This window comes from Nocardia heshunensis (assembly GCF_054782115.1).
Map to the genome: position 1 here is coordinate 567,472 of NZ_BAAGTC010000007.1, position 18,729 is coordinate 586,200.

An 18,729-nucleotide genomic window follows, 5' to 3' on the forward strand; every position below is an offset into this window, starting at 1 on the left:
AGTCCCTTCAAGCAACCGACTATGCTGGGTGCATGCGGCGAACCAGCTACGAGGACATGAACTGCTCCATCGCCCAATGCCTGGAGGTGGTCGGCGAGTGGTGGACCCTGCTCATCGTCCGCGACGCCATCTTCGGCGTGACCCGCTTCGACGACTTCCGCTCCCGCCTCGGCATCGCCCGCAACGTCCTTACCCAGCGTCTGGAACACCTTGTCGCCCAAGGGTTCCTGGAAAAGACGCCCTACCAGGACAACCCGGTCCGCTACGACTACCTGCTGACCGACAAGGGCCGCTCACTCTGGACGATCCTGGCCGCCATGCGGCAATGGGGCGACCAATGGGCCGCCCCCGACGGCCCGCCGGTGGAGACCGTGCACAAGGGCTGCGGTCAGGTCACGACCGTGCAGCCGGTCTGCCACGAATGTGGTGACCAGCTCGGCTATCACGACATGCGGCTGCAACTCGGACCGGGCGCGCACGACCCGAACCTCCTGCCCGGCAAGCGTTAGGGCGCGCTGGTCAAGTCCGCGCCGACGAGACTGGCCTTGGCGAGTACCGCCCCTGTCAGATCCGTTTCACGCAGGGACGCATTGTTCAGGTTGGCCAATTCGAGCTTCGCGCCGCGCAGATTCGCCCGGTCCAGCTTCGTGTTCATGAGGTTGGCGCGTTCCAGGTTGACGCCCTGGAGGTTGGCCTGGGTGAGGTCGGCATCGGCCAAGCACGTACCCCGCAGGTCGATGGATTCCGGTCCACTGGCGGAACGGCGCGCGATGACGCGCAGTGCGGCTTGAACATCCGCGGAAAGGCCCGGGTCGTGGTCTCGGCCGCAGTCGCCGGAATTCGGTGAATGCGTGCGGAGGAAAGCGCTCAGTATCTCGAAGATGGACGAGCGGTCCTGTGGCGAATCGCTGGCCAGGCGTTCCAGCAGATAGATTCCGCCGAGCCGAATATCCAAGCCCTGATTGTCCAGCTCCTCAACGGCTTTGGCATACCGTTCGGTGGTGGCTGTCTGCCGGGCGAGACCGTACTGATCATTCGTCGCGTGCAGGGACTGGCTGGTGAACCAGAGGGCCGTGACCGCGGCGATCGTGGTCGTGATCGACGCCAGCCTCGACCAGCCGCCCCAGCTGACACACGCGTGGGTGACCCGGCGAAATCGCGTTCGAGTCGTATCTGGTTGGCGTAGTGACGTTATTCTATTCGGCCGACGTCGCGCGACGACCGCCCCCCGGCGTGACTGCACGCGTCGATAATCCACCAAAAGCGTTGGTGGGACGAGTGGTTTATCGGCCTCACGCCGGGCGCACGGCCTTCACCGCCTGACCGGTGGCGTCGGCGATACGAGCGAGTTCGGCGGTGATCTCCGCGGTGGGCACGGGCGCGCCGTCGAACATCGCGACCACCAGATCGCCCTTGTCGAGTTCCCAGGTTCCGGCGATGCGGCCGCCGATGAGGACCAGCGGGGAGATCCAGCCCGCGGTGCGGCTGACCTTGGCGCGATGGTCGCCGGGCAGCAGTGCGGCGTCGCCGGTCCCGGGACCCAGCACGTACTGGTCGAACTGGCCGAGGAGATGGACCGCGGCGCTGGGCTCGGTGGCGGCCAGGTCGTCGAGGTGTTCGGTGAGGAAGTAGCCGGTGCGACCTTCGACGTCGATGGTGGTGAGCTCGTCGCCCAGTTCCGAAAACCAGCGGCGCACAGTGGGTTTGCTCAAGAAATTGCGGGTCAGCCAGTTGTTGAAGATCTCCGGGGTCGCCGGACCGTAGGCGCCGAGGTACGCGCGGATGACAGTGGCTGCGGCGACATCCGGGTCCGGGATGCCAGACCAACCGGGGATCACGTGTGTCGGATGGGTGAATGTGACTGCGGTGCCGCGACTTTCCCCATAGCAGAGGGCTCCCTGCCAGGCCAGCGGCTTGAGCATCGAACCCCAGCCCGACCGCAGATGCGCCTCCAACGGCTGGAATCGAGGTTCGGCGATGAGCTCGCGCACCAACTCGTCCCGGGTGAGCACCCGCCCGTCCAGGATCTCGCCGACCGCCTTGACCAGTGCCGCAACATCGTCCGGGGTGGCCCCGGCCGCCTTGGTCCAGGCCGGTTTCTCCCACGTCCGCGCCGACCCCATGAGCGACAGCGCCGCGGCCCCCAACCCCGGCGTGAGCGCATGCAGCGTCCCCCGCATGGCCCAGGTCTTCATCAGCGCACCCTCCCCCAGCGCCGCCCCGACCGCCCCCGGCTGCCCTGCCGAACGGCGCAGCGCCACAGCAGTTTCCGCGGCCGAGGTCACCTGCGCCTGCACGCCACACAGCCGCTCGACCACGGCAACCGTATCCCCCGAGGTGCGCGGATCCACGAACTGCCGCCGCACCCGCCAGCCGAACACCTGCTCCCACGAAACCCGCACAGCGCCTCCCACACCTGGGCCCGCGCCACCCGCGAGACCGCGACCAGCTTAAAGCCGCAGTCCGACACAACCCGCGATGTCGCAGGCCATCGCTCAAAGCCGTTCGATGATGGTGGCGTTGGCCAGGCCACCGGCCTCGCACATCGTCATCAGCCCGTAGCGGCCGCCGGTCTGCTCGAGGTGGTTGAGCATGGTGGTGAGGATGCGGGTGCCCGATGCGCCGAGCGGGTGGCCCAGGGCGATCGCGCCGCCGCGCGGATTGAGTTTGGCCGGGTCCGCGCCGATTTCGTGAGCCCACACCAGCGGCACCGGCGCGAACGCCTCGTTCACCTCGTAGACATCGATGTCGTCGATGGTCAGGCCCGCCCGCGCGAGCACCTTGCGGGTGGCCGGAATGACGGCGGTGAGCATGAGCAGCGGATCGTCACCGACGACCGAGAAGGAGTGGAAGCGGGCGCGCGGCCGCAGACCGAGCTGCGTGGCCTTCTCCTCGCTCATGATCAGCGCGGCGGACGCGCCATCGGTGAGCGGCGACGAATTGCCCGGCGTGATCGACCATTCGATCTCCGGAAAGCGCGCCTTGAACTCGGCATCCACGAATGCGGGCCGCAGCCCGGCGAGCCCCTCGACGGTGGTGCTCGCACGAATGGTCTCATCCGCGGTGAGCGTCCCGGCGGGCACGATTTCGTGGTCGAAGCCGCCGGAAGCGGCGGTGGCCGCGGCCAATCGGTGGGAGCGGGCGGCGAATTCGTCGAGGGCGGCGCGGTCGAACTTCCAGCGCGCCGCGATCACCTCGGCCGCAATGCCCTGCTGGATAAGGCCGTCCGGATAGCGGTGCGCAAGCGGACCCCGATTGGCATCCTGCCCTTGGGCGCTGGAGAACATGGGCACCCGCGACATGGATTCGACACCGCACGCGATGGCGATGTCATAGGCCCCGGAGATCACGCCCTGGGCGGCGAAGTGCGCGGCCTGCTGTGACGATCCACACTGCCGATCGACGGTCGTGGCGGGTACGGATTCCGGAAAACCGGCCGCCAGCGCCGCCGTCCGCGAGATATTGAATGCCTGTTCACCGCTCTGCGAGACGCAACCGCCGATCACATCATCGATCAGCGCCGGATCGATCCCGGTGCGGGACACCAGGCTCTCCAGGACCCCGGAGAGCAGCGTTGCGGGATGGACTTCCGACAGGCCGCCACCGTTTTTACCCTTTCCGGACGGAGTGCGCACGGCGTCGACGACGACAGCGGAAGTCATGACTTCTCCTTGTTCTCACGATGCAAACCAAAGGTGAATTGCGGTTAACATAAGCACTGTACCGCACCGAGGCGCGCCCGTCAGCCGCGCATTTTTTCACCTCCCAGACACCGTGATTCAGATTGCTAGCCTGTTGCTGTGACCGCGACCAGCACTCCGAACCACGAACCGTTCTGGCATCTCGAGATGCGGCTGTCCGCGGTGCTGTCCGTGCTGGCGGGATTCATCGGCGCGGCCGCGTACGCCCATTCCGAGGGCTACTTCGTGACCTTCATGACCGGTAATACCGAGCGCGCCATCCTCGGCCACTTCGTCGGCGACCACACCCTGGCCCTGGGTGCGGCCGCGATCATCGGCTGCTTCCTGGCAGGCGTTTTCGTGGCGTCACTGTGCCGGCGCTACTGGTGGACCAATCACCCGCACGGCGCGACCATGCTCACCACCGGAGCCCTGTTCGTGGCTGCGGCAGTGGACAACATCCTGGGTGAGCGTGGCATCGGACTGATTCCGATCCTGTTCGTGGCCATCGGCATGGGCGCGATCAACACCTCGTTCGTGAAGAACGGCGAAGTGTCCGTGCCGGTCACCTACGTCACCGGCACGCTGGTGAAATTCGCGCAGGGCGTGGAGCGGCACATCGCGGGGGGCGGCAATGCCCGCGACTGGCTCGGCTATGCGGTGCAATACTTTTCGTTCGCATTGGGCGCGGTCATCGGTGGCGTGGTGTCGCTGCTGGTCTCGGGCACCTACATGCTCGATGCCGCATTCATGGGTTCACTGCTGGTGGCCGGCTACACCTGGCGCGCCGATATTCGCTGGGTGCGGCGCCATGTCCGGCGCAGCGCCAATGAGATCGAGGTCGGCGCGGCCGAGGATTGAGTCACGTCACAGCCGCGCAACACTCGGCTAATTAAGCGCAAATGCCCCGAACCGGTCCTATTCTGCTGAATATGACAACCACCAAAGAGGGTTATGAAGGGCCGGTTCATGCGCTGGCCCGCAGTGCGTGGCAGTCGATCCTGGTCACCGGCATTCTCTCGGTGGTGCTGGGCATCCTGGTGCTGGTGTGGCCCGGACCCACCCTGGTCGTCGCCGGTGTCCTGTTCGGCATCTATCTGCTCGTGTCGGGTGTTTTCCAGCTGATCGCGGCCTTCGGGCTACATGTCAGCACCTGGATGCGGGTGCTGAGCTTCATCACCGCGATCCTGTCGTTCATCCTGGGATTCTTCTGCTTCCGCAATGAGTTCCAGGCCATCGGGCTGCTGGCGCTGTGGATCGGCATCACCTGGATCTTCCGTGGCACCGCGGTGCTGGTGGCGGCGATGTCGGATGCGGTCCCGGGTCGCGGCTGGCAGATCCTGTTCGGCATCCTGCTCATCGTCGGTGGCGGTCTGCTGATCGTGGAGCCGTTCCGCTCGATCACCGCGCTGGTCGTGGTGGTGGGCTGCTGGCTGATCGCGATCGGTGTGTTCGAGGTGATCTCGGCCTTCCAGGTCAAGAGCAACGCCAAGAACGTCCCGACCGGCGTCTGACAACGCAATAGCCGACGGCGGCCGCCCACTCTGGGCGGTCGCCGTTTTCTATTGCTGGAGAATGACTTTCAACGCAGCCGCTTGGGTCGCTTGTCCATCAACCGCAGGATCAGCGGCGTGAAGATCAACTGCATGGCCAGATCCATCTTGCCGCCCGGCACCACGATGCTGTTGGGCCGCGACATGAACGAATCGTGCAGCATGGACAGCAGATACGGGAAGTCGATCACCTTCGGATCGGCGAAGCGGATCACCACGAAACTCTCGTCCGCGGTCGGAATCGTGCGCGCGGTGAAGGGATTCGAAGTGTCGACCGTCGGGACCCGCTGGAAATTCACATAGGTGCGCGAGAACTGCGGGCAGATGTGCTTCACATAGTCGGGCATGCGCCGCAGGATGGTGTCGATGATGGCCTCGCTGGAATAGCCGCGTTCGGTCTTGTCCCGGTGCACCTTCTGAATCCACTCCAGATTGATGATCGGCACGACACCCACCAGCAGGTCGGTGTAGCGGCCCACATCGATGTCCTCGCACACCGCGGCGCCGTGCAGGCCCTCGTAGAACAGCAGATCGCTGCCGGGTGCGAGTTCGTCCCAGGGCGTGAAGGTGCCCGCGGGTTGGCCGAAGGGCTTGGCCTCGTCATCATCGTGCAGATAGCGGCGCACCCCGCCGACCCCGGATTCCCCGTACTCGCGGAACAGCGACTCCAGCTCGCTGAGCAGGTTCGCCTCCGGACCGAAATGCGAGAACGTCTCGTTGCGCTGCCGTTCGGCCTCGGCCATCGCCAGCTTCATCTCGTTGCGGTCGTAGCGATGAAACGAATCCCCCTCCACGATGGCCGCATTGATGCCCTCGCGGCGGAAGATCTCCTGGAAGGTCCGCGTGACGCTGGTCGTCCCCGCACCGGACGACCCGGTGATCGCGACCACGGGATGTTTGACCGACATGGCACCTCTCTTCAGTATCGGGAAGCTCATCAATGGCGGGCCGCGCGAAACAGCGACCGCGAACCGAACAGGGAGGCATCGAAGCTCGGCCCCTCGTCCGGCTCGCGGTGATACCGCTCGATCCGTTCGACCTCGTTGCGGGATCCGAAAATGAACGGAATCCGCTGATGCAGCTCCTCGGGCCGCACATCCAGCACGCGTTCGTGCCCGGTGATGGCCGCGCCCCCGGCCTGTTCCACGATGAAGGCGATGGGATTCGCGCCGTAGAGCAGCGAAACCCGGCCGGGGCGTTCGGGATTGCGGGTGTCGCGCGGGTACATGTAGAGCCCGCCGCGGGTGAGGATGTGGAAGGTGTCGGCCACCAGCGAGGCGACCCAGCGCATATTGAAATCGCGACCGCGCGGGCCGTCGAGGCCCTGCAGACATTCGTGGACGTAGCGGCGCACGGGGCGCTCCCAGAACCGCTCGTTGGCGGCATTGATGGCGAAACCGGAGGTGTCGTCGGGGATTCGCATGCGCGGATGGGTGAGCACGAACGCGCCCACCTCCCGATCGAGGGTGAATCCGTCGACCCCGCTACCGGTGGTGAGCACCAGCATGGTGGCGGGCCCGTACAGGGTGAAACCCGCGCACACCTGCTGCACGCCCGGCTGCAGGAAGTCGTCGCCCGTGGCCTCCCGGCCGTCCTCGGGTGCGCGCAGCACACTGAAAATCGTTCCGACGGGCAGATTCACGTCGATATTGCTGGATCCGTCCAGCGGATCGAAGGCCAGCAGATACTTCCCGCGCCGGTACTCGCTCGGCACCGGATGGCAGCCGCGCATCTGCTCGGACACCAGCGCCGAGAGCGGCCCCGTCCACTGACTCTCGGCCACCATGATGTCGTTGGCGATGGCATCCATCTTGCGGTGCACGGTGACCGGCAGATTCTCGGCATCCGAGGCGCCCAGGGAGCCGACGATCGCACCCCGGGTGACTTGATTGGCAATGATTTTGGTGGCGGTGGCGAGCACGTTGAGCAGCGCCGAGAACTCTCCGGACGCGCCGGGCTGGCGATGCTCCGACTCGATGGTGTAGCGGGTGAGGGTCTTCAGTCCTTCGGGCACAATCGCTCTCATTTCGTCATGGAGTTGCCCCCTCGTCAGCGGGGGCGTCCGCGAACACACTGCTGCCGAGGACATCGCTGTCCGTCAGGGTGATCAGATCCATGCGGCCCACCGGGCGGTGCAGCTCCACCAGGCGCTTGGCCTGACGCAGCCGGAGGCGGTCGAGCGCATTGCGCACACTGCGGGCATTGGCGAAGCGGGGGCGCGCCATGCGCAGTTCCAGATAGCGCGAAAACGACTGGGCGGCAGCGGGATCGAAGCGGAAATTCTCCTGACACACCATGAGTTCGGCGATCGCCATCAGCTCGCCGTGGGTGTAATCGGGGAATTCGATGTGGTGCGCTACCCGCGACGACAGGCCCGGATTGGCGGAGAAGAACGTCTCCATGCGATCGGGATATCCGGCGAAGATGACCACCAGGCTGGTGCGCTCGTTCTCCATCTCCTGCAACAGGATCTCGATGACCTCCTGCCCGTAATCACGCTCGTTCTCCGGGCGGAAGAGGTAGTAGGCCTCGTCCATGAACAGCACTCCCCCGGCGGCCTTGGCGAGGGCCTCCTTCGTCTTGGGGGCCGTGTGCCCGATGAACTGGCCGACCAGATCATCACGGGTGACGGTGTGCACCTTGGGTTTCCGGATGTAGCCCAGCGCGTGCAGCATCTCCGCCATGCGCAGCGCGACGGTGGTCTTGCCGGTGCCGGGCCCGCCGGTGAAGCTCATATGCATGGTCGGGCGCGTAGCCTGGAGCCCGAAGCGCTGACGGGCGCGATCGATGAGCAGCAGCGCGGCGATCTCCCGCACGCGGCGCTTCACATTCGCCAAACCCACCAGTTCCGCGTCGAGCCGCGACAGGGTGTCCTCGACGTCCTTGCCCGCGACATCGGTCGACAGATCCAGCAATGCGTCATCGGCCAGCGGGTTCAGGTGGTCGGCCGCCGCATCCTCCGGTCGGGGAGGAACATCGACGGCCGTACCGCGCATCGACGCGGGGCTCGTGACCCCGGGTCGATGCATCTGGAACCCGCCCGCCGGGCGGTCGGCAGCAGGTTGCCGGCCGCCCGGTACCGCGGGGTGTTCCGCGCTCACGATATCCTCCCGTTCCGAAAGGCGTTCAGCCGCCATACCTTTGGCCCGGACGGTCGTCGAGCGCATAGGCGTGCAGGCTGTAGTGCTGACGGCGATCGTCGGAATCGGTGCGGTCCAGGCGGAAGCCGGGCTCGTCGGCCGGGCGCTGCACCAGGAAGCTCAACGCCGTGGTCTGCCGCCCGTAGGAGGCGTCGTAGGCGTTGACCCGAATGTAGTGGCGCGGGAAGGTGGCCCGGCAGGCGTTGATCTCGGCGAGCACCCCGTCGGGCTCGTCCAGATCGAACAGCGGCAGGCCCCACATCTCCCAGTAATTGTTGCGCGGATGCGGGTCGTCGGTGTACTCGATCGACACCGGCCAGTTGTTCAGCAGCGCGTAGCGGACCTGGGCGGAGATCTCGGCGTCGTCGAGATCCGGCAGGTGCGAGAAGGTGCCTTGGCGCAAATGCACGGTAGTTCCTCGACTTTCAGCGAGTAGCCGTGGGAACGGCGTCGGGGGCGTCGGTGGAGGTGTAGTCGAAGGTGACATCACCCCAGGTGGCGAGCGCGACATCGAGCGGGCGGCAGATCTCGGCGGCACGACGCAGCACGTCCGGGCCCTCCTTGAGCAGATCGCGACCTTCGTTGCGCGCCTTGACGACTGCTTCGAGCGCGACCCGGTTTGCCTCGGCGCCGGCGGCGATGCCCATCGGGTGGCCGATGGTGCCGCCACCGAACTGCAGGATCACGTCGTCGCCGAACAGGTCCAGCAGTTGATGCATCTGCCCGGCGTGAATGCCGCCGGAAGCCACCGGCATGACGCCCGGCAGGCTGGCCCAGTCCTGATCGAAGAAGATGCCGTTGGCCGGATTCATCGGAATGTAGCCGTCGCGCAACGTGTCATAGAAGCCGCGCACCGTGTGCGGGTCGCCTTCCAGCTTGCCGACGACGGTGCCCGCGTGCACGTGATCCACGCCGATCAAGCGGCACCACTTGGCCAGTACCCGGAAGCTCACGCCGTGCGTCTTCTGCCGGGTGTAGGTGGAATGCCCCGCCCGGTGCAGGTGCAGCAGCATGCCGTTGCGGCGTGCCCATTTGGCCATGGACTGCATGGCCGTGTAGCCGACCGTCAGGTCCATCATGATGATCACGCTGCCGAGCTGCTTGGCGAACTCCGCGCGCTCGTACATGTCCTCCATGTCCGCAGCGGTGACATTGAGGTAATGCCCCTTCAATTCACCGGTTTCGGCGGTCGCGCGGTTGACGCCCTCCATGGCGAACAGGAATCGATCACGCCAGCGCATGAACGGCTGCGAGTTGATGTTCTCGTCGTCCTTGGTGAAATCGAGACCGCCCTTGCAGGCCTCGTACACCACCCGGCCGTAGTTGCGCGCGGAAAGCCCCAATTTCGGTTTTACCGTGGCGCCGAGCAACGGGCGGCCGTATTTGTTGAGATATTCGCGCTCCATAACGATTCCGTGCGCAGGCCCCTGAAAGGTCTTGACATAAGCGACCGGAATACGCATGTCCTCGAGGCGCAAAGCCTGTAATGGCTTGAAGCCGAAGACATTGCCGATGACCGAGGAGGTGAGATTGGTGATCGAGCCCTCCTCGAACAGGTCGAGATCGTAGGCGACATAGGCGAAGTACTCGCCCGGCCGGTTCGGCACCTCCTCTACCCGGTAGCACTTGCCCTGGTAGCGGTTGTGTGCGGTGAGCCGGTCGGTCCAGACGACCGTCCATGTCGCGGTGGAGGATTCGCCGGCCACCGCCGCCGAGGCTTCCACCGGGTCCACACCCTGCTGAGGTGTCACCCGGAAAACCGCCAGCACATCGGTGTCCTTGGGTTGATAGTCGGGCGCGTAGTATCCCATCGACGCGTACGACTGCACACCCGGATCCCACCGGCTGCGCTGATCATCGACAGATCCGGCCATTCTTCCTCCTGCGAACCGGGTTGGGCTACTTGCGATTCCCAGGATGACGGGGTCGTTAACGACAAACAATTCGATTGTTCCTCGTCTCGCTCAACCTTTTCGTCGAGTTTGCTACCGTGAAGTATGGGTACGGTGAGCGCGGTGCGCATGGAAACCTTTCTCGCCGTTGCCAAACACTCCAGCATTCGCCGCGCCGCCGCACAGCTGCACATCACCGAAGCGGCGGCCTCGGCGGCCGTAGCACACATCGAGAAACAACTCGGGGCCAAACTCGTGGCCAAATCGGGGCGCGGCATCGCGCTCACCGAGGCCGGACGCGTGTACGCCGACTACTGCCGCAGCATCCTCGGCTTGATGAAGGAGGCGCACGCGGCCGTCCGCGAGGCCGAGACCGGCCGTTTGCGCATCGGAGTCGTGGCCACCGCGGGCGAATACGTGCTGCTGCGCCTGCTCGCCTCCTTCCACAACCGCTTCCCCGCCATCGAACTCGGCCTCTCGATCCAGCCCCGCGATGTGCTGTTCCTCGAATTGACCCACCACGAAACAGATCTCGTGGTGGCAGGCCGTCCACCCCGCGACGCGGGCCTGATCACCCGAGCCCGCCGCCCCTGCCAACTGGTCGTCGTCGGCTCCCCCAAAACCTGGCCCGACCCCTGCGAGGCCACCTGGCTATTGCGCGGCAAGGGCTCCGGCACGCGAGACACCACCCTCGCCCTCTTCGACCGCCTCCAAATCCGCCCACCCACCCTGACTCTCGGCACCCACGGCGCCGCCCTGGCCGCCGCCCGCGAGGGCCTGGGCATCACCCTCATCCACTCCGACGCCGTCGCCACCGACCTGGCCGCGGGCCACCTCGAAATCCTCGAAGTGGACGGAACCCCCCTCACCCGCCCCTGGCACGTAGTGACCACCCGCACCCCGACCCCCACCGCCCGCCTCTTCCTCTCCCACATCACCGACCCGGAAAGGGTCGGCGACAAAGCCTTCCGCGGTGTGTGAACGGGTTGACCTTGACCCGGGGGGACCGGTTACGGTCGGAGCGTGAACCTGGTGACCCTGCCCTCGGACCTGCCGGAACCTGCCGATGACGGTGCGGCCCAGCATCTTCCGGGCCTGCGGCTACCGGCGCTGACTCTCGAATCCACCAGCGGAGACGGCGTCGACCTCTCGGCGCTTCCGGCGGGCCGGACCGTTCTCTACGCCTATCCGCTGACCGGTCGACCCGATGCCGACGTTCCGTCCGGTTGGAATGAGATCCCGGGCGCCCGGGGCTGCACTCCCGAGGCGTGTGCGTTCCGCGACCATCACGCCGAACTGCTCGCCGCCGGAGCCGCCGCGGTCTTCGGGCTTTCCAGTCAGGACTCGGACTATCAACGCGAAGTAGTCGACCGTCTTCACCTGCCCTTCGCCATGCTGTCCGATCCGGAGCTGCGACTGGCCGCCGAGCTGTCGCTCCCGACCTTCGAAGCCGCAGGTCTGACCCTCTACAAGCGGCTGACCCTGATCGTTCGGGATGGCGTCATCGAGCATGTCTTCTATCCGGTGTTCCCGCCCGACCGGCACGCGAGTGAAGTGCTGCGGTGGTTGGATGCCAACCCGTAACCGCAGGTAGCTAATCAATAGCTACGATGGTGGGGGCGTGTCTTCCGCCGTCCGCATTACGGAGAACAGGAGATCTCATGCGCGGCACCGTCTTACACGCCCCGTTCGATATTCGGTTCGAAGAGTTGCCCGATCCTCGGATCGAGGAGCCGACGGATGTGATTCTGCGGACCGCCGCGACCTGTGTTTGCGGCTCCGACCTCTGGAACTATCGCGGCGTCAACCCGGTCACCGAGGCGCGGCCGATCGGGCACGAGTATGTCGGGATCGTCGAGGAGGTCGGCCCGGCGGTCGCCTCGGTGCGGCCCGGTCAGTTCGTCATCGGCGGCTTCGCCTACTCCGACAACACCTGCCCGAACTGCCGCTACGGCATTCAGTCCGCGTGCCTGCACGGCGGGTTCATGGGGGCCTGCCAGGCCGAGTTGATCCGTATCCCCCAGGCCGACGGCACGCTGGTCGCACTGCCCGAGCAGCCGGACGCCGAGCTGGTGCCCAGCCTGCTGACGCTCTCCGACGTCATGGGCACCGGGTGGTACGCGGCCGTGGCCGCCGAGGTGCGGGCGGGCTCGACGGTAGCCGTGGTCGGCGACGGTGCGGTCGGGCTGTGTGGCGTGCTCGCCGCCAAAGAGCTTGGGGCGGAGCGGATTATCGCCATGAGTCGGCATGAGGCCCGGCAGAAGCTCGCGCTGGACTTCGGAGCCACCGACATCGTCACCGAACGCGGCGATGACGGCGTCGCCCGCATCAAGGACCTCACCGACGGCATCGGCGCGGACTCGGTCCTGGAATGCGTCGGCACCAACGAGTCGATGATCCAGGCCCGCCACTCCACCCGGGTCGGCGGCACGGTCGGCTTCGTCGGCGTCCCACACGGCGTAGAGATCTCCGGCGGCGAACTCTTCCGTACCCACGTCGGCCTCCGCGGCGGCCCCGCCCCCGTCCGGCGCTTCCTCCCCGACCTCATCGGCCGCGTCCTCGACGGCCACATCAACCCCGGCAAGGTCTTCGACCTCACCCTCCCCCTCGCCCAGGTCGCCGCAGGCTACGCCGCCATGGACGAACGCCGCGCGATCAAGGCACTACTGTTGCCTTGATCGAAACCCGCACCGCCGCACCGCACTTCCGAGGAGAACCATGGAGTCGATCCAGAAGCCGCCCACCACGAAGGGCCCGGCAGCGCTGTTCACCGGCGACGTCTGGTTCGACGTCCATTTCCGGGGCGAGGAACCCTCTCGAGCCCGCCTCAACATCGTCCGCTTCTCCCCCTGTGCGCGTACCGCCTGGCACACCCACGCCCTGGGTCAAGCCTTGTGCGTCACCGAGGGCCTCGGCCTGGTGGTCAGCCGCGACGGCACCGTCATAGTTCTGCGCCCGGGCATCACCGTCTGGACCCCGCCCGGCGAAGAACACTGGCACGGTGCCGCACCCGAGAACTTCATGAGCCACCTCGCCCTCTGGGAGGGTGACGACGTCACCTGGTCCGCCCACGTCAGCGACGCCGAATATCAAGCCGCGGCAACGCATATCGACCGATAGTTCCCACACCACTCCTACGCTGTGCGGGTGCTCGACTCCCGCCCACTGCTGTTCCTCGACATCGACGGCCCACTGATCCCCTTCGGCACGCCACGACTCGACCCCACCCTCGGCCCCCTGCTGTCGGCCCTGCCCTGCCAATTGGTGTGGGCGACAACCTGGACCCACGAAGCGAACCGTTCCATCGGTCCAGTGCTGGGCCTGCCTCCCCTCCCGGTCGTGGACTGGCCGGATCGCACGGACACCCAGATCGACGATTGGTTCGGTCTGCATTGGAAGACCCGCACCCTGGTCGATTGGGCGGCGGGCCGCCCGTTCATCTGGGTCGACGATGAAATCGGCGACCACGACCGCGCCTGGGTATCGGGCCATCACGACGGTCCGGCTCTCCTGTATCAGGTCGATTCCGTGGCCGGTCTTCGTCCCCGTGACGTCACGATCTTCACCGATTGGCTCGCCGAAGTCCGCTGAGTGGCACATCCCACGATTTCATTAGTTAGCGACATGCAACTATATTTGTGCACGTTGTTCTTTTGTTGACTTGTGGGAGGCTCTGATGGCTGCGGCCCCAACCACCGGCGTGGATCCCGGTGATGTCCAGACCATTCGGAGGCGGCTCCGGATCGAGCACGATCATCCGCATTACAAGTGGGTGGCCCTGTCGAATACGACGCTGGGCATGCTCATGGTGACGATCAACTCGTCGATCGTGATCATCTCGCTGCCGGATATCTTCCGGGGGATCGATCTGAACCCGCTGGCGGCGGGCAATGTGAGCTACCTGCTGTGGATGATGATGGGCTTCCTGCTCGCGTCCGCGGTGCTGGTGGTGATGTTCGGGCGACTCGGCGACATGGTCGGGCGGGTGAAGATCTACAACTACGGGTTCGTGATCTTCACGATCACCGCGATCCTGCTGTCGTTCGATCCGTTCACGCATGGCGGCGGCGCGGTCTGGCTGATCGGCTGGCGTGTGGTGCAGGGCATCGGCGGCGCCATGCTGATGGCCAATGCGGCGGCGATCCTCACCGACGCGTTCCCGGCCGAGCAGCGCGGATTCGCGCTGGGCATCAATCAGGTTGCGGCGGTGGCCGGTTCGTTCCTGGGTCTGCTGCTGGGCGGCTTGCTCGCGCAGTGGGACTGGAAGGCCGTGTTCTGGGTGAGCGTGCCGTTCGGCATTCTCGGCACCGTGTGGTCGTACCGGTCGCTGCACGACAACGGCCAGCGCAATGCGGGCTCGCTCGACGTTCCGGGCACGGTCACCTTCGCGGTCGGCCTGACCGCGCTGCTGACCGGTATCACCTATGGCATTCAGCCCTACGGCAATTCGAATACCGGCTGGTCCAACCCGTGGGTGCTGACCGCGGTGTTCGGCGGCATCGCGGTGCTGGCGCTGTTCTGTTGGATCGAGACCAGGGTCGAGCAGCCGATGTTCCATCTGTCGCTGCTCAAGGTGCGCGCGTTCGGGCTCGGCAACCTGGCGGGTCTGATGTCGTCGCTGGGTCGCGGTGGTCTGCAGTTCATGCTGATCATCTGGCTGCAGGGCATCTGGCTGCCGCTGCACGGGTTCGACTACGAGTCGACGCCGCTGTGGGCGGGTATCTACCTGCTGCCGCTGACGGTGGGATTCCTTGTGGCGGGACCGGTTTCGGGCAAGCTGTCGGACAAATACGGCCCGCGTCTGTTCGCGACGCTCGGCATGACGATCACCGCGGTCACGTTCGTGCTGCTGGTGGTGCTGCCGGTCGACTTCTCCTACTGGGCCTTCGCTGTGGTCATCGCGCTCAACGGGCTGGGCTCGGGCATGTTCGCCTCCCCCAATACCGCCGAGGTGATGTCCGCGGTGCCCGCGTCGCAGCGCGGTGTTGCGTCGGGTATGCGCGGAACGCTGCTCAACGGCGGTATGGCGCTCTCGATCGGCGTCTTCTTCTCGCTGATGATCATCGGTCTGTCCAATACCTTGCCCAGCGCGATGAATTCGGGTCTGCAGGCGCAGGGTGTGCCCGCCAACGTCGCCGGGGAGATCTCCGGTCTGCCCCCGGTCGGTAGCCTGTTCGCCGCCTTCCTGGGCGTGAATCCGATCCAGGCGCTGCTGGGTCCGACCGGCATCCTCGACCACCCCGGCGTGCAGAAGGAGACCCTCACGGGTCAGGAGTTCTTCCCGCACTTGATCTCCGGGCCGTTCCACTCGGGTCTGGTCGTGGTCTTCCTAGGAGCCGCGATTATGATGCTGATCGGCGCGGTGGCCTCCTGGTTCGCCGGTCGCCCGCGTGTTGCGGACGAAGCCGCCGAACTGCGAGAAGCCGCCCGCGAGGGAATCTGAACGGAGGAGATCGTCCTGCCCGAGCCGACGAGCGTCGCCGACCCCGACCAGCTCACCGAGGCCGCCGACCTGTACCACGCCATCGGCCGCCTGTTGCGCCTGCTGCGCCACTCCGGTGATCTCGGTTCCCTGAGCCCCGGCGCCGCCTCGGCCCTGGCCTCGCTCGCCCGCTCGGGCCCGCTGCGCCTCGGCGACCTGGCGAACCTCGAGCGGGTGAGCGCTCCGACCATGTCGCGCATGGTGACCGGCCTCGAGAAGGCCGGTTACCTCACCCGGGGCGCGGACCCGGAAGACGGCCGCGCCCAACTCCTCACGGCGACAGCCGCGGCCCACGACTTGGTCACCGGCCTCACCTCCGCCCGTATCCAACGCTTCGCCGCCGCAATGGAACACCTCGCTCCCACCCAACGCGAAGCCCTGCAATCCGGCCTCGACACCCTCATCGAGGCCCTCGACCACTAGCGCTCCACGATCAGGGAGCTCTCACCGCGGAATTTCGTCCGATTCCCCGCGCTGAGAGCTCCCTCTCTTGTTGCCGGATGGTGGTGAGTGTACAGTCACTCATGTTGAGTGATTGGCCAGTCACACACTCTCTTCTGTCAAGTGCCACAACATCATTCGCAAAGGTTGAAAACGATGATCTACCACGGCAATCGCTTCACCATCAAGCCTGGCACCCCTGCCGATCAGCTCGCGGAAGCACTCGAAAGCCTGCGTAACCAGGGCCGCCAGATCCCCTCGGTGCGGCACTTCATCGTCGGGCCGGACCACGGCGGCGAATTCGACTATGGCGCCACGTATGTCATCGATGACCTCGACGGCTACTGGGAGTACCTCATTCACCCGGCCCACCTGCACACCGATCACATCGGCCTCCCGCTGGTGGACAAGTTCGTTTCCTTCGACATCACCGACGACCCCGACCCCGAGCTGGGCGCGAAGATCGCCGCGCTGCACCAGCGGCGCTACGACAACTACCCCGAAGTCGCCCAACTGGTCTCGGATCTGGGTGAGTACCAAGGCAGTGCTGCACCGGGAAAGCATGGCAACCACTGACAGCGCCATGTCGGTCGGCTGTCGGTGCGGTGTCAGCGGAGCGCGCGACCGTGTACTCGGGCCGGATGAGCGGCCATCGAATACACGGAAGGAATCGGCAATGGATACTTCGCAGACGCAGCAGACGGTTCGCGCGCTGATGGAGCGGGTCGGGCGGCAGGATCAGCTGATCGGCCAGCTACAGCAGGAGAATTCGCAGTTGCGGCAGCAGTTGGCCAGTCTCCAACAGCGTGGAAACCGTGCGGAGTCGGGATCCGGGGTGGGTGAATTCCTTTCCGGGGCAGCGCAGATCGCAGTGGGTATCGGCGGGGGCATCCTGGCCGCCGATGTCCTCGAGGATGTTTTCGACGACGGCGGTGACAGCTGGTGGTGATGGCCTCGTCAGGCGTTCAGCACCGTGTGGATCCGGCTATCCGGATCCACACGGTTGCGGAGGGCGGCGAAACGAGTGTGGTTGGTGCCGTAGTAGCGAGAGACGGGGTCGCCCGGCTCGAGGTAGTTGACGTAGGCGCCGACAGATTCGGGCGTGAGGGCGGCGTGGGCGTCGGCCAAGTAGTCGAGGGCGGCGGAGTGCGGGATCGGTTCGTAGGCACCCCATTCGACCATGGCCGCGTGATTGCGCCAGGGGTAGGCGGTGGCCGCGGATGATTTGTCGCGGACCGCGCCGTCGAGGGTGTTGAGCTGCACCCACCCGGTGCCGCCGACGCTGGAGAAGCGGGTCACGGCATCGACGATGCGGCCGACAGTGTCGGGGGTCAGGGCGGAGACGATGTCGGAGCCGTTGGTGAAGGCTGCGCGCGGCTGATCGGCGGTGCCGCCCGCCAGATAGAGAACGGTGTCGAGGTGAGTCAGGGTGCGGGGGTCGGTGGCGATCGGTGCGACATCGATCGCGTCGAGGAGTGCGGCGGTGACGGTGTCGGCGGTGCCCTCCGGGCAGACCAGTTGCATCCAGCAGTGCAGACCGCCCTCGCCGTTGGCGTCCACGCTGACATCGGCCCACTGCTCGCGCGGCGCGTCGCGCAACCACTGCTGCCAGCCGTTGATGACACTGCCCGCGTCATCGCCCGAGAAGGTCAGGCGCACCACGTCTTTGGTCAATGCGGGGATGGTGTCGAAGGTCATCGAGGTGACGATCCCGAACAGCGGGCCGCCGCCGCGCAGCGCCCAGAACAGGTCCGGGCGGTTGGCGGCGGACACGTCGGTGATGGTCCCGTCGGGCAGCACCAGGGTCGCGGCGGTGAGCCGATCGCAGGTGAGTCCGTGTGCCCGCGCGTCGGAGCCGTAGCCGCCGCCGAGGGTGAGGCCCGCGACGCCGACGCTGGGGCACATGCCCGTCGGCAGGCTCTGCCCGCTGCGGTCGAGCTCCTGATAGACCTCGTAGAGGGTATGGCCCGGCGCGACAACGGCCTGTCCGGCGTCGGCCGTCACCCCGCGAATCCCGCGCACGTCGATGATGAGAGTGCCCGTCGCGGTGGACAACCCGGCATAGGAATGCCCACCGGCGCGCGCCGCCACCTGCATATCGTTGTCCGCCGCAAACCCGAAGGCGGTGGCCACATCCTCGGCGTCGGCGACCTGCACGACCGCCGTCGGCGTCAGATCCTCGAACCGAGTGTTGAAGACCTGCTTCGCATCCGCGTAGCGCGGGTCGGCGGGCGTGAGCACGCGTCCGCGCAGTTTGCCCTGCAGCCCGGCCCAGTCGGGCTCGCCGCCTGCAGACCGGGATGGGGCGATCGGAGGCCTGCGGTCCGCACCGGCGGCGGAGGCCGCCGTGTCGAAGGCCGACAGCCGGGTCGCCCCGGCCAAACCGACACCCGCGACCGCGATTCCGAGCGCACCTCGCAGGAACGTGCTGCGCGAGAACGAGTGTTTCGTTTCCGACTTCAAACCCCGCGACCTACCCGTCCCTGCCAGACAACACGTTTCACCCGATCATGTTCACCTTAGTTTCCTGCGATGAGAAAT

Annotated in this window: 20 protein-coding genes and 1 pseudogene; 12 read left to right on the forward strand and 9 right to left on the reverse strand. The window is 66.2% G+C overall.

Features of this window, described 5'->3' with window-relative positions:
• The first annotated feature begins 32 nt into the window (after positions 1-32).
• Positions 33-509, forward strand: a complete 477-nt coding sequence (locus ACYVN4_RS25785; protein ID WP_460724566.1) for a winged helix-turn-helix transcriptional regulator — start codon at positions 33-35, stop codon at positions 507-509.
• Here ACYVN4_RS25785 and ACYVN4_RS25790 read toward each other — a convergent pair.
• The 3 genes from ACYVN4_RS25790 to ACYVN4_RS25800 form a co-directional block, all read right to left on the reverse strand.
• Positions 506-1,243, reverse strand: coding sequence for a pentapeptide repeat-containing protein (locus ACYVN4_RS25790; RefSeq protein WP_460724567.1), 738 nt, complete (start codon positions 1,241-1,243; stop codon positions 506-508). The two genes, ACYVN4_RS25785 and ACYVN4_RS25790, sit on opposite strands and share 4 nt — an antisense overlap.
• Positions 1,244-1,292: 49 nt before the next feature.
• Positions 1,293-2,402, reverse strand: a complete 1,110-nt coding sequence (locus tag ACYVN4_RS25795; RefSeq protein WP_460724568.1) for a winged helix DNA-binding domain-containing protein — start codon at positions 2,400-2,402, stop codon at positions 1,293-1,295.
• A 93-nt stretch (positions 2,403-2,495) separates the two neighbouring features.
• Positions 2,496-3,662, reverse strand: a complete 1,167-nt coding sequence (locus ACYVN4_RS25800) for a thiolase family protein (protein ID WP_460724569.1) — start codon at positions 3,660-3,662, stop codon at positions 2,496-2,498.
• Positions 3,663-3,848: 186 nt separating this feature from the next.
• Here ACYVN4_RS25800 and ACYVN4_RS25805 point away from each other — a divergent pair, with 186 nt between their 5' ends.
• Together ACYVN4_RS25805 and ACYVN4_RS25810 are read left to right on the forward strand one after the other, a co-directional pair.
• Positions 3,849-4,541 carry a YoaK family protein gene (locus ACYVN4_RS25805; RefSeq protein WP_460724685.1) on the forward strand — a complete coding sequence of 231 codons (693 nt, stop codon included), beginning with the start codon at positions 3,849-3,851 and terminating at the stop codon, positions 4,539-4,541.
• Positions 4,542-4,612: 71 nt separating this feature from the next.
• Positions 4,613-5,194: an HdeD family acid-resistance protein gene (locus tag ACYVN4_RS25810; RefSeq protein WP_379352057.1), complete on the forward strand. Its 582-nt coding sequence runs from the start codon at positions 4,613-4,615 to the stop codon at positions 5,192-5,194.
• Positions 5,195-5,262: 68 nt separating this feature from the next.
• On the opposite strand, the gene ACYVN4_RS25815 is transcribed toward ACYVN4_RS25810, so the two are convergent.
• Genes ACYVN4_RS25815 through ACYVN4_RS25835 form a run of 5 tightly spaced genes read right to left on the reverse strand, consistent with a single transcriptional unit; the run spans position 5,263 to position 10,247 of the window.
• Entirely contained in the window at positions 5,263-6,141 is an 879-nt protein-coding gene (locus ACYVN4_RS25815; protein WP_460724570.1) for a phosphoribulokinase, read from the reverse strand.
• A 29-nt stretch (positions 6,142-6,170) separates the two neighbouring features.
• A complete protein-coding gene (locus ACYVN4_RS25820; protein WP_460724571.1) occupies positions 6,171-7,247 on the reverse strand; it encodes a class 1 fructose-bisphosphatase in 1,077 nt (358 codons plus the stop codon).
• 16 nt (positions 7,248-7,263) lie between these two features.
• The gene (locus ACYVN4_RS25825; protein ID WP_460724572.1) at positions 7,264-8,334 is read right to left on the reverse strand and encodes an AAA family ATPase; all 1,071 of its coding nucleotides are present in this window, start codon (positions 8,332-8,334) and stop codon (positions 7,264-7,266) included.
• A 25-nt stretch (positions 8,335-8,359) separates the two neighbouring features.
• On the reverse strand, positions 8,360-8,782 hold the full coding sequence (locus tag ACYVN4_RS25830; RefSeq protein WP_379352053.1) for a ribulose bisphosphate carboxylase small subunit: 423 nt from the start codon (positions 8,780-8,782) through the stop codon (positions 8,360-8,362).
• Between the two features lie 16 nt (positions 8,783-8,798).
• Complete coding sequence (locus tag ACYVN4_RS25835; protein ID WP_460724573.1) at positions 8,799-10,247, reverse strand: form I ribulose bisphosphate carboxylase large subunit; 1,449 nt, start codon at positions 10,245-10,247, stop codon at positions 8,799-8,801.
• Between the two features lie 123 nt (positions 10,248-10,370).
• Between ACYVN4_RS25835 and ACYVN4_RS25840 the strand changes: the two genes are divergently transcribed.
• The 9 genes and pseudogenes from ACYVN4_RS25840 (at position 10,371) to ACYVN4_RS25880 (ending at position 17,137) form a co-directional block, all read left to right on the forward strand.
• Positions 10,371-11,246, forward strand: coding sequence for a LysR family transcriptional regulator (locus ACYVN4_RS25840; protein ID WP_460724574.1), 876 nt, complete (start codon positions 10,371-10,373; stop codon positions 11,244-11,246).
• A 57-nt stretch (positions 11,247-11,303) separates the two neighbouring features.
• Positions 11,304-11,849: pseudogene (locus tag ACYVN4_RS25845) on the forward strand (peroxiredoxin); the annotation flags it as partial.
• 77 nt (positions 11,850-11,926) lie between these two features.
• The gene (locus ACYVN4_RS25850) at positions 11,927-12,943 is read left to right on the forward strand and encodes a zinc-dependent alcohol dehydrogenase family protein (protein WP_460724575.1); all 1,017 of its coding nucleotides are present in this window, start codon (positions 11,927-11,929) and stop codon (positions 12,941-12,943) included.
• Between the two features lie 40 nt (positions 12,944-12,983).
• Entirely contained in the window at positions 12,984-13,385 is a 402-nt protein-coding gene (locus tag ACYVN4_RS25855; RefSeq protein ID WP_460724576.1) for a (R)-mandelonitrile lyase, read from the forward strand.
• Between the two features lie 27 nt (positions 13,386-13,412).
• Positions 13,413-13,856, forward strand: a complete 444-nt coding sequence (locus ACYVN4_RS25860; protein WP_460724577.1) for an HAD domain-containing protein — start codon at positions 13,413-13,415, stop codon at positions 13,854-13,856.
• Between the two features lie 85 nt (positions 13,857-13,941).
• Entirely contained in the window at positions 13,942-15,708 is a 1,767-nt protein-coding gene (locus tag ACYVN4_RS25865; RefSeq protein WP_460724578.1) for an MFS transporter, read from the forward strand.
• A gap of 93 nt (positions 15,709-15,801) precedes the next feature.
• Entirely contained in the window at positions 15,802-16,170 is a 369-nt protein-coding gene (locus ACYVN4_RS25870; protein ID WP_460724579.1) for a MarR family winged helix-turn-helix transcriptional regulator, read from the forward strand.
• Positions 16,171-16,344: 174 nt separating this feature from the next.
• Entirely contained in the window at positions 16,345-16,764 is a 420-nt protein-coding gene (locus ACYVN4_RS25875) for a Dabb family protein (protein WP_460724580.1), read from the forward strand.
• Positions 16,765-16,864: 100 nt separating this feature from the next.
• On the forward strand, positions 16,865-17,137 hold the full coding sequence (locus ACYVN4_RS25880) for a hypothetical protein (RefSeq protein ID WP_460724581.1): 273 nt from the start codon (positions 16,865-16,867) through the stop codon (positions 17,135-17,137).
• A gap of 8 nt (positions 17,138-17,145) precedes the next feature.
• Here ACYVN4_RS25880 and ACYVN4_RS25885 read toward each other — a convergent pair whose 3' ends face one another.
• The gene (locus ACYVN4_RS25885) at positions 17,146-18,651 is read right to left on the reverse strand and encodes an FAD-dependent oxidoreductase (protein ID WP_460724582.1); all 1,506 of its coding nucleotides are present in this window, start codon (positions 18,649-18,651) and stop codon (positions 17,146-17,148) included.
• Positions 18,652-18,729 lie beyond the last annotated feature (78 nt).

What these genes read in the sequence shown, in the direction of transcription:
- ACYVN4_RS25855 (WP_460724576.1), top strand. Translation starts at nt 12,984, where the DNA reads ATGGAGTCGATCCAGAAGCCGCCCACCACGAAGGGCCCGGCAGCGCTG.
- ACYVN4_RS25850 (WP_460724575.1), top strand. Translation starts at nt 11,927, where the DNA reads ATGCGCGGCACCGTCTTACACGCCCCGTTCGATATTCGGTTCGAAGAG.
- ACYVN4_RS25865 (WP_460724578.1), top strand. Translation starts at nt 13,942, where the DNA reads ATGGCTGCGGCCCCAACCACCGGCGTGGATCCCGGTGATGTCCAGACC.
- ACYVN4_RS25810 (WP_379352057.1), top strand. Translation starts at nt 4,613, where the DNA reads ATGACAACCACCAAAGAGGGTTATGAAGGGCCGGTTCATGCGCTGGCC.
- ACYVN4_RS25785 (WP_460724566.1), top strand. Translation starts at nt 33, where the DNA reads ATGCGGCGAACCAGCTACGAGGACATGAACTGCTCCATCGCCCAATGC.
- ACYVN4_RS25880 (WP_460724581.1), top strand. Translation starts at nt 16,865, where the DNA reads ATGGATACTTCGCAGACGCAGCAGACGGTTCGCGCGCTGATGGAGCGG.
- ACYVN4_RS25805 (WP_460724685.1), top strand. Translation starts at nt 3,849, where the DNA reads ATGCGGCTGTCCGCGGTGCTGTCCGTGCTGGCGGGATTCATCGGCGCG.
- ACYVN4_RS25800 (WP_460724569.1), bottom strand. Translation starts at nt 3,662, where the DNA reads ATGACTTCCGCTGTCGTCGTCGACGCCGTGCGCACTCCGTCCGGAAAG.
- ACYVN4_RS25875 (WP_460724580.1), top strand. Translation starts at nt 16,345, where the DNA reads ATGATCTACCACGGCAATCGCTTCACCATCAAGCCTGGCACCCCTGCC.
- ACYVN4_RS25840 (WP_460724574.1), top strand. Translation starts at nt 10,371, where the DNA reads ATGGGTACGGTGAGCGCGGTGCGCATGGAAACCTTTCTCGCCGTTGCC.
- ACYVN4_RS25835 (WP_460724573.1), bottom strand. Translation starts at nt 10,247, where the DNA reads ATGGCCGGATCTGTCGATGATCAGCGCAGCCGGTGGGATCCGGGTGTG.
- ACYVN4_RS25815 (WP_460724570.1), bottom strand. Translation starts at nt 6,141, where the DNA reads ATGTCGGTCAAACATCCCGTGGTCGCGATCACCGGGTCGTCCGGTGCG.